Below are 13,011 nucleotides of genomic sequence, written 5' to 3' on the forward strand. Positions count from 1 at the left end.
GTATCTAGGTGCAGCAGCTGGATCGTTTCCGGGAGAACCAAAGTTTCCTTGGCCTAGAACGAGTGGGTAGCGAAGGTTCCAGGACTGTACCAAGCGAACTAGGGTGTCATAAATTGCGGTGTCACCGTGTGGGTGGTACTGACCCATGACGTCGCCAACAACACGGGAGCATTTTGAGAACTGCTTATCTGGCCTATAGCCCCCGTCATACATCGCATACAAAACTCTGCGGTGCACTGGCTTCAGACCGTCCCTAACATCTGGGAGTGCGCGACCGACAATGACGCTCATCGCGTAATCCAAATAGCTCCGTTGCATTTCGACCTGCAGGTCGATTTGCTCGACGTGGTCCATACGAGGCTCTTGCGCGTCCGTCTTATCTACCATTGTGTAATTCCCAACCCCTAGATATCTAGGAAGCGAACATCCTTAGCGTTCTTTTGAATAAATGATCTTCTTGCTTCAACGTCCTCGCCCATCAGGGTTGAGAAAACTTCATCGGCCAAAGCTGCGTCGTCCAGAGTTACCTGTAGCAAGGTTCTTCTTGCCGGGTCCATGGTGGTTGCCCAGAGCTCGTCGTAATCCATCTCACCAAGGCCCTTGTAGCGCTGGATGGAGTTTTCCTTTGGAATTCTCTTTCCGGCTTTTGCACCCTCTGCGAGCTTTAGGTCTCGTTCGGTATCTGTATAGACATACTCGTGCTCAGCATTGGTCCACTTGATTCGATAAAGCGGCGGCTGAGCAAGATAAACGTAGCCGTGCTCAATCAAGGGGCGCATGTATCTAAATAGCAAAGTAAGAAGCAGGGTTCGAATGTGCTGACCGTCAACGTCGGCATCGGCCATCAGAATGCACTTGTGATACCTGATCTTTGAAACATCAAACTCTTCACCGATTCCGGTACCGAAGGCTGCAATCAAAGCTTGAACTTCGGTGTTGGCAAGGGCGCGATCTAGTCTCGCCTTTTCAACGTTCAAAATCTTTCCGCGAAGCGGCAAGATCGCCTGGTGCTCGGGATCTCTTCCGCTCACTGCAGAACCACCAGCAGAGTCACCCTCAACAATATAGATTTCCGACAAAGCTGGATCGCGCGAAGAACAGTCGCGAAGCTTCCCTGGCATTCCGCCGGATTCCAAAAGGCCTTTTCTTCGAGTTGCCTCTCTTGCTTTTCTCGCCGCCATTCGAGCCGCTGCAGCCTGAATTGCTTTGCGAACAATTTCTTTCGCTGACTGGGGGTTGCGTTCGAGCCAGTCGCCGAGTTGATCGTTAACTATTTTCTGGGTGAAGGTTTTGGCTTCTGTGTTTCCAAGCTTGGTCTTGGTCTGACCCTCGAACTGAGGCTCTGACAACTTGATGGAGATAACTGCCGTGAGTCCCTCACGGACGTCATCACCCGACAGGTTCTCGTCCTTCTCCTTGAGCAGGTTGTTCGCCCGGGCGTACTTATTGAGTAGCGAGGTGATGGCTGTTCTGAAGCCCTCCTCGTGAGTACCACCCTCGTGGGTGTTGATGGTGTTTGCGTAGGTGTGGACAGACTCGGTATAGGCGTTCGTCCACTGCATCGCCACCTCGATGGACATATCCTTCTTCGAGGTTTCTGCCTCCAGAGAGATGATCTCATCGTGGACCAGCTCGATTTTCTTGGAGGCGTTTAGGAACTCGACGTAATCGACTAGTCCGCGCTTGTATTGGTAGCTGTCGGTCTTGTCTGCTCGTTGGTCAGTGATGGTAATTCCGAGGCCCTTATTCAAAAAGGCCATCTGTTGGAATCTCGCTCTTAGGGTTTCGTAGTCAAACTCAACGGTTTCAAAGATTGAGCCGTCTGGTTTGAACTCGATTGTGGTTCCGGTGTAGCTAACTTTTTTACCTTTTACCAAAGGCTTCTGGGGAACACCAATCTTGTAATCCTGGTGCCAAAGATATCCATCTCTTGCAACTTCAACCTTTAGATCGGTTGAAAGCGCATTAACAACCGAAGCACCGACGCCGTGCAAACCACCGGAGACAGCGTAGCCGCCTCCGCCAAATTTTCCACCGGCGTGAAGCACAGTTAAAACGACTTCAACCGCTGGTTTTTTCTCAACTGGGTGCATATCTACTGGGATTCCGCGGCCGTTGTCGGTGACTTTTATCCAACCCTTTGGGGTTATAAAGACATTGATGTCGTCGCAGTGACCGGCGAGTGCTTCGTCGACGGAGTTGTCGACAATTTCATAAACCAGGTGGTGAAGACCTCGTGGGCCGGTTGAGCCGATATACATTCCGGGACGCTTGCGAACAGCCTCGAGACCCTCAAGAACCTGAATGCTTCCGGCGTCGTAGCCAGATTTCTTTTTTTCTTTACCCGAATTTTTGGTTGCGAGCGTCGGTACGGCTTTTGTCGCCACGGCTTTTGCCGTTGGCTTTGGAGAAGTTTTGGCGGGCACTTTTGCAGCTGGCTTTGGAGCTGCTTTGGAAGAAGTTGTTTTAGAAGTTTTTGTGGCTTTTTTTACCACTGGTTTTTTTGTGCTCGAAGCGGGCTTGACTGATTCTTTTTTCGCCGGCATGTTATCGGTGTGCTCCTTGTAAGTCGCCTAGTTAGTTCCACATAACGGCGACAAGTCGACTTACATTCGGGTTTGCTAACTGGTTCCATTTTAGCCCAGAACCACCTGCCCAAGTTCCAGGTTGTGGATTGCTATCCGTATGTGTCTCTGGGGCCCCGACCGGGCACTGACCTGGGGCCTTTTTTCCAACTGGGTGCGTCTGGTCCGAGGAAAGAAATGCTCTTGATTTCAAGCTCGGGAAACGAGCTTGAAATCCTCTCTAAAATCTGGGTTTGCATGAGCCGCAATTCTGTGGCCCAAGCTGTTGATTTGCACCTGACCGTTAGCTTGCCGTTTGCCAGATTTTCGGGTTGGGTATTTTTGGCATTTAGGTCACCAACGATTTCTGGCCACCTGACAAAAAGCTCCGCCTCTTCCATCTGGGATTGCCAGCGAAAATCTTCCATCAGAGAGTCGACTGTGCTGGAGGCCATAATTGGGTCTCGACCCGAATCAAAAGGTTTTGAACGAGACTTCTTTTTTTCCTTAATTCGCTTTTGATCTTTTGAGATTCTCCCGGTGACGGCCTGTCTCATCGCGTAGTAAAAATCCTCCGCAAAGTTTTTCTCATCAGCCATTTGCAATCTCACCCGCAACAACACTAAACCTTTTGGCGACCAAAGATTCTGGGACATCTTCGATGACGGCGGCGGTAATCAGAACCTGCTCGTTGCCCTTTACTAGTTCGGCGAGCTTGGTTCTCCTGTCTGAGTCGAGCTCGGCAAAGACATCATCAAGAATCAAAATCGGATCCCCAAGCGTTGATTCCTGCCGGAGAATCTCGAGCGAGGCAAGGCGAAGAGAAAGTGCGTAAGACCAGCTCTCGCCGTGCGAGGCGTAGCCCTTGGCTGGAAGACTTCCAAGAATCAGAACAAGATCATCTCGGTGGGGGCCGACCAAAGTAATACCCCGCTCCAGCTCTTTTGGTCGCATCAAAGCCAGCTTCTCGCGGAACAGCTCGGCTATTTCTTCGCGGTCCGAGGTTTCAAGGTATTCCACCCCCTCTACTTCGTCGCTGTCTGAGGTTGTTGCTCCAAGGATTGAGGATTTGATGAACATCCTCGGCTCATTATTTGTTTTCGCGATGTTTTTATAATTTTTTGTCAAGCCGGGGGCTAATTTCGCAGCTATAGAAACTCGCGCCGCAATAATTTCCGAACCAAACTTCACGAGCGATTCGTCCCAGGCGGACAGCGTCGAGAGTGCATCTCCCCTGGTTCCCGTCGCTCGGGCTGATTTCAAAAGGGTGTTGCGCTGTTTGAGTACCCGCTCGTAGTCGGAATAAACCCCCAGCATGCGCGGTGTGAATTGAACAATTAGCTGGTCAATAAAAGCTCGGCGATTCGTTGGGTCGCGCTTTACTATGTCGAGATCTTCTGGGGCAAAAATCACCGAGTTTAGATGGCCCAATATGTCCTTGGGTTTTTGGACTGGGGATTTATTTAGTCTCGCCCGATTGGGCGAGTCGCTGTTTATCTCGTATTCCAGAAGCAGCTCGCGTTCCTGGTGGGCAAGGTCTAGGGAAACTATGGCGCTTTGCTCGCCTTGTTTTATAAGGGGTGTGTGCCCGGCAACCCGGTGGGAGGAAAGGCTGGCAAAGAAATTGATGGCCTCAACTAAATTGGTTTTTCCCTGGCCATTTGGGCCAAATAGCAGGTTTACCCCTGGGGAAAGCTCGACCTCGGCGGTTTTGTAATTCCGAAAGTTTGTGAGCCGCACCTTTTTGACATACATCTTCTATTGGCTTATGACGAGTGGTGCTTTTTACTTTTCTTTGACAGAGTGTCCGCCGAATTGCTGACGGAGCGCGGCAACTGCCTTCATTGCATCAGAGTCATCCTGACGCGAGGCGAACCTAGCAAAAAGTGAAGCTGTTATCGCGGGCATCGGAACAGCATTGGCAATTGCTTCTTCAACTGTCCAGCGTCCTTCTCCGGAATCTTCAACGTAGCCGCGAATTCGGTCGAGGTTTGGATCTTCTTCGAGAGCTCGAACCAATAGATCCAGCAACCAAGACCTAACAACCGTTCCGCGCTGCCAAGCTTTAAAGGTTCCGTGGACATCTTTGATGATGTCTTTTTTGTTAAGTAGTTCGTAGCCTTCAGCAAAAGCTTGCATCATTCCGTACTCAATGCCGTTGTGGACCATCTTGGCGTAGTGACCCGCACCAACATCTCCTACGTGAACAAATCCTTCAGATCTTTCACCCTCGGGGCGAAGCGCGTCAAAGATTGGCATGGCCGCGTCGACCAATTCTTTCGGTCCACCCACCATCAGGCCGTAGCCATTTTCTAATCCCCACACGCCACCCGAAACGCCGCAATCCAGGTAGCCAATTCCTTTTTTGGAGAGCTGTTCGGCGTGACGCTGATCGTCTGTGAAGCGGGAGTTCCCGCCCTCAATAACCAGGTCGCCTTTTTCAAGAAGTTTTTCTAGTTTGTCGATGATTTCGTCTGTTGGCTTGCCATGAGGGACCATCACCCAAACAATTCTTGGTGAAGAAATTTTGGAAACCATGTCTTCGAGAGAGTCGGAGTCGGAAACCTCTCTGGTCCTTGCGTAGCCGGTTACATCGATGCCGTTTTTGCGAAGACGGGAGCGCATGTTGCCCCCCATTTTGCCAAGGCCAACTAGTCCGATATGCATTGGGGCTGCTTTCTTATTTTGTGTGTGAGTCGGCTCTTTTATTAGCGGCCTAGAAGATTTGGTTGAAGAAGATACATGTAGCTATCGCTGGATTCTTTTTCCTTGGTCGAGTGGTTTGTAATCAAAACCGGGGATGGTCTGTTTGGGTTATCGCTGTTGGTGAAGCCAATTTTTACAAACTCCGTTTTGACGCCCCCGAGGCCGTCGATCAGAAACTGTGGCTTTAGAGAAACCACGACATCGGCGCCAGTTAACTGAACGTCCATTGACTCGGTGGCCTGCGCTGTCTCTCCTCCAGCAGCTTCGAGGTTCAGCTCCTGCTGAGTAAAGCTGAATTTAATTGGGCTCTCGCGCTCTAAAACCAAAGAGACGCGCTTTGTTGAATCCAATAGATCTTGGGTGTTTAAAATTGCAAAGTTGTCTATCTTTTCTGGAAACAAAGTTTTTACAGCCGGAAAATTTCCTTTGATTAGACGAGAGGTTACCGACCTGTTGTTGGCCTTAAATGCAATCAGGTCTTTCTCGTCGGCGGGGTTTATTGAAATCGCGATCTCACCCTGGTTGGAAAAGGTTTTGGCAATTTCTTGAAGGGTTTTGGCTGGTATGAGGGCGGTCGCTTCTGTGGTTGTTGGAGCCGATGTCCAAGAAATATCTTGAACGGCAACTCTGTATCTGTCGGTGGCAACAAGTGAGATGTTGTCTTTTGTTGTTTCGAGCAGAACTGTTGTTAGAACGGGCGTGACATCTTCTTTTGACGCGGCAACAGCTATCTGAGAAATCGCCGCCGCAAAGTCTTCTCCAGAAACAGATCCACTGGTGGCTGGAATTTCAGGAAGGCTTGGATATTCATCGATGGGCATTGTTAGAAGCGAGAACTTAGCCGAACCACAATTTACCTGGACTTTAGATCCGTCAGTTGAGAAATCAACGGCAGCATTTGGTAATTTACTGACAATTTCTGCAAGCAGTCTTCCGGATACTAAAACCCTGCCGGATTCTTCAACTTTTGCTGCTATCTCTACCTGAGCTGACGTGTCGTAGTCAAATACCGAGAGTCTTAGGGCGTTGGCGTCAGCCTCGATAAGAATTCCGCTAAGAATCGGCAGGGTGGTTCTTTGGGGTAATAATCTAACCGCAAAGGCGACGGCCTCATTGAGAACGTCTTTATTTACCTGAAACTTCACGATTTTGGCCCATCTGTTTGGTCTTTAATCTTGGCATAACTTGGGGTTGGTTTTTACCCAAGTTTTTCCTAAAGAGTTATAGATCTCTTAGAAACTATTTAACTAATAATCACAATAACCTTTGTGGAAATTGTGGATAACTAGCTAATTGGCAGCAAACACCCCGAAACTACATCCTTGAAAGTTGTTTACACAGCTGTGTATAAACATGTGTATAACTCCGGGGCTTGTTAGTCAGGTCCGGGTCGTGGAGCGAAAAAGCCTTGGAATTTGCCGTGTTTACACAACTTTCCACAGCTTATCCACGGGACTTTTGCTTTACCCTGTTCAAAACCTCAGTGACTTGGTTATAAAGGCTTCTGCGCTCTTTCATTAGGTCGGTGACCTTTTTGTTGGCGTACATAACGGTGGTGTGATCCCGACCACCGAATAACTGCCCAATCTTCGGGAGTGACAGGTTAGTTTGCTCCCTGATCAGATACATGGCGATCTGCCTTGCCTGAGCCACCGCCTGTTGCCTCGAAGAACCACATAAATCAGCAGCACTAATTGAGTAATACCTGGAAACCTCTTGAATTATGTCGTTTGGCGCAATAACCGTGTCCTCGCCCAGGGGAACCAGGTCCTTCAAAACCGCCGTGACCAAACTCATATCCACGGGGGTTCGGTTTAAAGCCGCAAAGGCCGTAACTCGAATAAGGGTTCCCTCAAGCTCGCGGATGTTGGAGGCAACTCGGGCGGCCATGTATTCAAGAATCTCGTCCGGAACCTTGATTTTCTCGTTTTCAGCCTTTTTCCTTAAGATAGCGATTCGGGTTTCAAGTTCCGGGGCTTGAATATCGGTGATTAGACCCCACTCAAACCTAGACAACATGCGATCCTCAAAGCCGGTTAGTTCCTTGGGTGGCAAATCAGAGGTAATCACCACCTGCTTGTTGTGATCGTGCAGAGTGTTGAAGGTATGGAAAAAAGCTTCCTGGGTCTGGTCTTTACCCTGCAGGAACTGGATGTCGTCGATCAGAAGGACGTCAATGTCCCGATATTCAGCCTGAAAAAGCGAAGTTTTGTTGTTCTGAATCGCATTAATAAAGTCATTGGTGAACTCTTCCGAAGAAACGTAGCGAACCTTGATTTTCGGGTAAAGATTCAGGGCGTAGTGGCCGATGGCGTGCAGAAGGTGGGTCTTTCCAAGCCCTGAACCACCATAGATAAAAAGCGGGTTATAGGCCTTGGCCGGGGTTTCCGATACAGCAAAGGCAGCCGCGTGGGCAAAACGATTGGACCCTCCGGTGACGAAGTTATCGAAGTTGTATTTTGGGTTCAGGCGGGTGTCGAACAAGACCCCAACTGCCCCGGTTTTTCGGGAATATTCCTCGGTCTGAAGCGAGGGGGCCGAGCCAATCGGGTAAACATTTTCCGTCCCCTCGGTTATTAGAGAATCATCCTCAATGTCTGGGTTTACAACAACCGCAAAATTGGTGGGACCACCCATCAGGGCATTTTCCTGCAAAACATCCAAAATATCGCCACGGATGCGCTGCTCAAGCATGCCCCTGGTTAGGTCATTGGGAACCTCGAGATACAAGGTGTCCGCCAGGACCCCCTTCGGTTCGACCAGGGTCAAAAATCCCATCAGCTGTGGGCTCAGGGTGTTTTTCTCGGTCAAGCGATCAACTACCGCCAGCCACTGCTGGCCTACCTCGTCTTTTTCGCTCATCCAAAAATCCTTTTACTATGTGAAGCAGTAGTTTTCCACAGCTAATTCACTTTGTGGAGAGGTTGTGGAAAAGTCAAATCCCCAACTACGTATTCAACTGATTTTTCCGCCCAAAAGCAAATTAAGTTCTGTGGAATATTGGCCTCTTTTCGACTTGACCAAACCCCCTTGAAGGCCCTAGATTTAGGTAGTTGAGCAGAACTTGGAATCTACTGCCCAATAACCACAAGGCCCTTAGCCCACTGACCTGATTCCTCAATGATTCTCGGAGTGTAAACAAATGAGCAAGCGCACTTTTCAGCCGAACAACCGTCGTCGTTCAAAGAAGCACGGCTTCCGTCTTCGCATGGCAACCCGTGCCGGTCGCGCCATTTTGGCCGCCCGTCGCCGTAAGGGTCGCAAAGAACTTTCGGCCTAACCGCTCCCCATGCTCAATAGAGCAAACCGACTGGTTCGAGGGGAAGACTTCCGGAAAGTGATGCGATCTGGAAAAAAACTCTCAACTAAGCACCTGGTCGGCTACCAGCTTGCAGAGCCAGAATCTCAAACCAGATTCGGCTTTGTAGTATCCAAAGCTTGCGGCGGAGCCGTAAAGCGAAATCAACTAAAAAGAAGGCTTCGATCCATAGCCCGAGACAAGCTCAGCCAGCTTCCAGCTGGCTCTCAGGTTGTGCTTAGAACCCTTCCTGGAAGCTCAGAACTTGAGTTTTCGGCCCTGGCGTCCGATTTCGATCGGGCTTTAGGGCTCTAAATGAAGGCTTTGTGGACGATTTGGCTAGGACCCAGAAACCTAGTTATTTTGTTTTTGAAGGGATATAGAAAGTTCATATCTCCGCTTTACGGAGATGTGTGCCGGTACTACCCGACCTGCTCGGCATATGGCTTAGGCCAGATCCAGCAAAGAGGGGTGATCTGGGGAAGCATTCAGACAATTGCAAGGATTGTCCGCTGCAACCCCTGGTCCGAGGGTGGAATTGACCAAGTCAAGGACTCCGGTCAGCGATTTGTAGTTTTAGAGAACGGCTTTGTTGGATCAAAGCCCGAAGAAGGGTAGTAAATGGACATTCTATTCCCCATAAAATGGGTTATTGAGCTGATTTTGGTGAGCTTTCACTCCCTTTTTGAGTTTTTTGGGCTCTCCCCTGAATCCGGCGTGAGCTGGGTTCTATCCATCGTGGGACTGGTTTTGGTAGTTCGATCCGCCCTAATCCCGCTGTTCGTCAAGCAGATCAAGTCCCAGCGCAACATGATGCTGGTTCAGCCCGAACTTCAGAAGCTTCAGAAGAAATACAAGGGCAAAAACGACCGCGAATCCAAAGAAAAATTCGCCAAGGAGCAGATGGATCTCTATAAGAGAACCGGCTCCAATCCACTATCTTCCTGCCTTCCAATCCTGGTCCAGATCCCAATCTTTATGGGCCTCTTCTTCACCCTGAACGACGCCCAGGCCAAAAACTCAGGCGTTGGACCAATGAGCTCCGAGCTGGCCATTCAGTTCTCCGACGCAACCTTCCTTGGGGCCAAGCTTTCCGAGACCTTCTTGACCGCAACCAGCATCCAGGTCCAGATCTTGGCCGGAGTCATGGTGTTTTTGATGTCTGCATCCCAGTTCATTACCCAGAAGCAGATCATCGCCAAGAACCAGAACCCTGCTGTTCAGAACAGCCAATACATGCAGACCCAGAAGATCTTGCTATACGTGTTCCCCCTAATCTTCGTGGTATCCGGCGTTGCCTTCCCAATCGCGGTTATCTCATACTGGCTAACCTCCAACTTCTGGACCATGGGCCAGCAGTTCATCGTTATCCGCAACATGCCAACCGACGGCTCCCCGGCCTATGCGGCCAGGCTCGAGCGCCTGGCCAAAAAGGGCAAGCTTCCTAAGGAACTTCAGGAAAAGAGGGACGCCGAGGAGGCTGCAGCCGCAGCCGCCGCGGCCGAAGAAAAGACCCAGCGCGAGCAGCCCAAGGGCAAAAATCGCGCCAAAAAAGACGGCAAAAAGAAAAAGAAGAAGTAGGTAGCAATTGGCTGAATTAGAGCAAAGCAAAGACCGAACCGTCCAGCAGCTAGAGGAAGAGGGCGATGTCGCCGCTGACTACCTAGAGGAACTACTTGACATAACTGACTTGGACGGCGATATTGACATTGACGTTCGAGAAGGCCGCGCCTACCTGGCGGTGACCGCAGGAAAGGGATCCAACCTAGACCTAATCTCTCACCCTGACACCGTGGAGGCTCTTCAAGAGCTGACCCGGCTGGCAGTTCAGGTGAAGACCTCTAGCTACTCAAGGCTGATTCTGGATGTTGGTGGCTCCCGCCAGGCCAAAATCGACCAGCTCACCAAGGTCGTTTCCAAGTTCATCGAAAAGGTTAAGGACACCGGAGAGCCGGAGCACCTGAAGCCAATGAGCTCCTACGAGCGCAAGCTGGCCCACGACCTAATCGCCGAGGCCGGACTTAGCTCCGAGTCTGAGGGCGAAGGACGCGATCGCCACATCGTCATCTCAAAACCCGAATAGTTTCACGTGAAACAATTCGAGGCTGAACCAGATGCCGCCAAGGCGATCTTTGGTTCCCAAATTGAGCTAGCCGGGGGCTACGCCCAAGTGCTTGCCAATGACAGCGACGAATTGGGTCTTTTGGGCCCCAGGGAATTAGACAAGATCTGGTCAAGGCATATCCTGAACTCTGCCGTGGTGGCTGAAATGGTGGGTCAAGGGGAGTTGGTGGCCGACGTGGGCTCCGGGGCAGGACTGCCCGGAATACCGATGGCAATAGCCGCCCCAGAGACCAATTTTGTTCTAATTGAGCCCATGGACCGAAGGGCCAGCTGGCTCCAGGGGGTCGCTAGGGAGCTGGGCCTTGAAAACGTTCAAGTGGTTAGGGCTCGAGCTGAAGAAGTCGAAGGGGGTCAGTTTGATGTTGTCACGGCCAGGGCCGTCGCCGCACTAGATAAGCTTCTCAGGCTTTGTGTTCCGCTATTGAAACCGGGGGGCAGGGTCATTGCCCTGAAGGGCTCGAAGGCCCCGGAAGAAATTGAAGCGGCAAGGAAGCTTCAAAAGAAGCTCAAAATAGAGAGTTTCGAGATTGTGATTTGTGGGGAAAAGTTTTTGTCTGAGCCCACATCCGTGGTAAAAACTAAGCTAGATTCTTCAGGGGAGAAATAAATGCCAGAGCAGCCAGCAGAATCAACCAGCGTGACAAAGCCGTCGGTTGTTTCCGGCCTGGGCTATCCAAATGGCCGAGAAGAAAGTTCTCCACAACCAACCGGTTGGCTTGTGGAGAACCCTGAAACAACTGAGGTTTCACGTGAAACATCCCGATGATTTGTCTGGGGATCTAGCCGATTTCGCTGATACTCCACTAGCCAGAGAGCTTGTGGAGAACTCTCGCCGCCTTGAGACAGTTGGTGCCCAAAATGTGCCAAAACCTTCGGTTACCCGAATAATTACGGTCTCAAACCAAAAGGGTGGGGTCGGAAAGACCACCACAACAGTCAATTTGGCCGCCGCCTTGGCCGCCAAGGGCCTTTCAGTCCTGGTTATCGACTTGGATCCGCAGGGCAACGCCTCCACCGCCCTAGGCATTGATCACCACGCCGACATCAAGAGCATCTATGAGGTTCTGATCGATGACGTGCCTTTAGAAAAGGTCGTTCAGGTCTCACCTGAACGCCCGGGCCTTACTTGTGTTCCCGCCACCATCCATTTGGCCGGAGCCGAGATCGAACTCGTTTCCCTAGTTGCCAGAGAGCAAAGACTTCGCACCGCAATCGAGAACTACATCAACACCAGCATGACCCCACCGGATTACGTGCTGATCGATTGCCCCCCTTCTTTGGGGCTTCTCACCGTGAACGCTTTTGTCGCCGCCAGGGAAGTTTTGATCCCGATCCAGTGTGAGTACTACGCTCTTGAGGGTCTTTCTCAGCTGACCCGGTCAATCGAGATGATTAAGAAACACCTTAACCCTTTACTCGAACTTTCGACAATACTCCTTACAATGTATGACTCCCGGACCAAATTAGCCTCGCAAGTTGCCGAAGAAGTGAAGACGCATTTTCCAAATCAAGTCTTAAACACAATCATTCCAAGATCGGTTCGAGTTTCCGAAGCACCGAGTTACGGTAAAACTGTAATCTCCTACGATCATTCATCACCGGGTGCAATTGCATACATGGAAGCAGCAATTGAAATTGCAAACAGAGGAGAACAACGTGGCTGAGAAAAAAGGCGGACTCGGAAGAGGCATCGGTTCACTTATTCCGACATCGGATAAATCAACCGAACGTCCGGTTGATGTTTTCTTTCCGTCCGGCGGAACCAAAGAACCAGCACTGGCAGCTGTTCCTGGCGCACGCTTTGGTCACCTCGACGTAAACGCAATTGTTCCAAACCCCAAGCAGCCAAGATCTGTTTTTGAACCCGAAGCATTTCAGGAACTAGTTCACTCGATCCGCGAGCTCGGTGTATTACAGCCAATCGTGGTGCGTGAAATCAAAGAGGGCTCCTACGAACTAATCATGGGTGAGCGAAGACTTCGCGCGTCCAAACAAGCGGGACTTAAAAAGATCCCCGCCGTCATACGTGAAACAGAAGATCAAAACATGCTGCGCGATGCTCTGCTTGAAAACTTGCACCGCAGTGATTTAAATCCGCTCGAAGAGGCGAGTGCCTACGCGCAGCTGTTAGAAGATTTTGGAATTACCCAAGAACAACTTGCTGATCGCATCGGAAGATCACGTCCGCAGATCACCAACACCCTCAGGCTTTTGAAGCTTCCTTCCAGTGTGCAGCGTCAAGTTGCAGCCGGAGTTTTATCAGCGGGTCACGCAAGAGCAATTCTTGGAGCAACAGATGCATCGCGCATGGAATACTTC

The 13,011-nt window shown here is 50.5% G+C and carries 15 protein-coding genes; 8 read left to right on the forward strand and 7 right to left on the reverse strand.

Features of this window, described 5'->3' with window-relative positions:
* The 7 genes from WAO31_RS03900 to dnaA form a co-directional block, all read right to left on the reverse strand.
* A partial coding sequence (locus tag WAO31_RS03900; RefSeq protein ID WP_509590488.1) for a DNA gyrase subunit A occupies window positions 1-387 on the reverse strand: 387 nt, incomplete at its 3' end.
* 17 nt (window positions 388-404) lie between these two features.
* Window positions 405-2,546: a DNA topoisomerase (ATP-hydrolyzing) subunit B gene (gene gyrB, locus WAO31_RS03905; protein WP_509590491.1), complete on the reverse strand. Its 2,142-nt coding sequence runs from the start codon at window positions 2,544-2,546 to the stop codon at window positions 405-407.
* A gap of 131 nt (window positions 2,547-2,677) precedes the next feature.
* Window positions 2,678-3,163, reverse strand: a complete 486-nt coding sequence (locus WAO31_RS03910) for a DciA family protein (protein WP_509590493.1) — start codon at window positions 3,161-3,163, stop codon at window positions 2,678-2,680.
* Window positions 3,156-4,319, reverse strand: coding sequence for a DNA replication/repair protein RecF (recF, locus tag WAO31_RS03915; protein WP_509590495.1), 1,164 nt, complete (start codon window positions 4,317-4,319; stop codon window positions 3,156-3,158). Before recF ends, WAO31_RS03910 begins: the two co-directional genes overlap by 8 nt.
* A 30-nt stretch (window positions 4,320-4,349) precedes the next feature.
* Window positions 4,350-5,273: a phosphogluconate dehydrogenase (NAD(+)-dependent, decarboxylating) gene (gnd, locus tag WAO31_RS03920; RefSeq protein WP_509590516.1), complete on the reverse strand. Its 924-nt coding sequence runs from the start codon at window positions 5,271-5,273 to the stop codon at window positions 4,350-4,352.
* Complete coding sequence (gene dnaN, locus WAO31_RS03925; protein WP_509590498.1) at window positions 5,273-6,415, reverse strand: DNA polymerase III subunit beta; 1,143 nt, start codon at window positions 6,413-6,415, stop codon at window positions 5,273-5,275. Before dnaN ends, gnd begins: the two co-directional genes overlap by 1 nt.
* A gap of 298 nt (window positions 6,416-6,713) precedes the next feature.
* Window positions 6,714-8,132 (reverse strand): chromosomal replication initiator protein DnaA, encoded by a 1,419-nt coding sequence (gene dnaA, locus WAO31_RS03930; RefSeq protein ID WP_509590500.1) that lies wholly within the window; start codon window positions 8,130-8,132, stop codon window positions 6,714-6,716.
* A 280-nt stretch (window positions 8,133-8,412) separates the two neighbouring features.
* Here dnaA and rpmH point away from each other — a divergent pair, with 280 nt between their 5' ends.
* The 8 genes from rpmH to WAO31_RS03970 form a co-directional block, all read left to right on the forward strand.
* On the forward strand, window positions 8,413-8,550 hold the full coding sequence (gene rpmH, locus WAO31_RS03935; protein ID WP_213342587.1) for a 50S ribosomal protein L34: 138 nt from the start codon (window positions 8,413-8,415) through the stop codon (window positions 8,548-8,550).
* Between the two features lie 9 nt (window positions 8,551-8,559).
* The gene (gene rnpA, locus WAO31_RS03940; protein WP_509590502.1) at window positions 8,560-8,883 is read left to right on the forward strand and encodes a ribonuclease P protein component; all 324 of its coding nucleotides are present in this window, start codon (window positions 8,560-8,562) and stop codon (window positions 8,881-8,883) included.
* Window positions 8,884-9,186, forward strand: a complete 303-nt coding sequence (yidD, locus tag WAO31_RS03945) for a membrane protein insertion efficiency factor YidD (RefSeq protein ID WP_509590504.1) — start codon at window positions 8,884-8,886, stop codon at window positions 9,184-9,186.
* A gap of 3 nt (window positions 9,187-9,189) precedes the next feature.
* Window positions 9,190-10,149 (forward strand): membrane protein insertase YidC, encoded by a 960-nt coding sequence (gene yidC / locus WAO31_RS03950; RefSeq protein WP_509590506.1) that lies wholly within the window; start codon window positions 9,190-9,192, stop codon window positions 10,147-10,149.
* 7 nt (window positions 10,150-10,156) lie between these two features.
* Window positions 10,157-10,651, forward strand: a complete 495-nt coding sequence (locus tag WAO31_RS03955; RefSeq protein WP_509590508.1) for a Jag family protein — start codon at window positions 10,157-10,159, stop codon at window positions 10,649-10,651.
* Between the two features lie 6 nt (window positions 10,652-10,657).
* Entirely contained in the window at window positions 10,658-11,299 is a 642-nt protein-coding gene (gene rsmG / locus WAO31_RS03960) for a 16S rRNA (guanine(527)-N(7))-methyltransferase RsmG (RefSeq protein ID WP_509590510.1), read from the forward strand.
* A gap of 70 nt (window positions 11,300-11,369) precedes the next feature.
* Window positions 11,370-12,356: a ParA family protein gene (locus WAO31_RS03965; RefSeq protein WP_509590512.1), complete on the forward strand. Its 987-nt coding sequence runs from the start codon at window positions 11,370-11,372 to the stop codon at window positions 12,354-12,356.
* Window positions 12,349-13,011, forward strand: a 663-nt coding sequence (locus tag WAO31_RS03970) for a ParB/RepB/Spo0J family partition protein (RefSeq protein ID WP_509590514.1), incomplete at its 3' end; no start/stop codon positions are given. The genes WAO31_RS03965 and WAO31_RS03970, both read left to right, overlap by 8 nt.

The organism is Rhodoluna sp. (genome assembly GCF_049276775.1).
In the GTDB taxonomy this organism is placed as follows: domain Bacteria; phylum Actinomycetota; class Actinomycetes; order Actinomycetales; family Microbacteriaceae; genus Rhodoluna.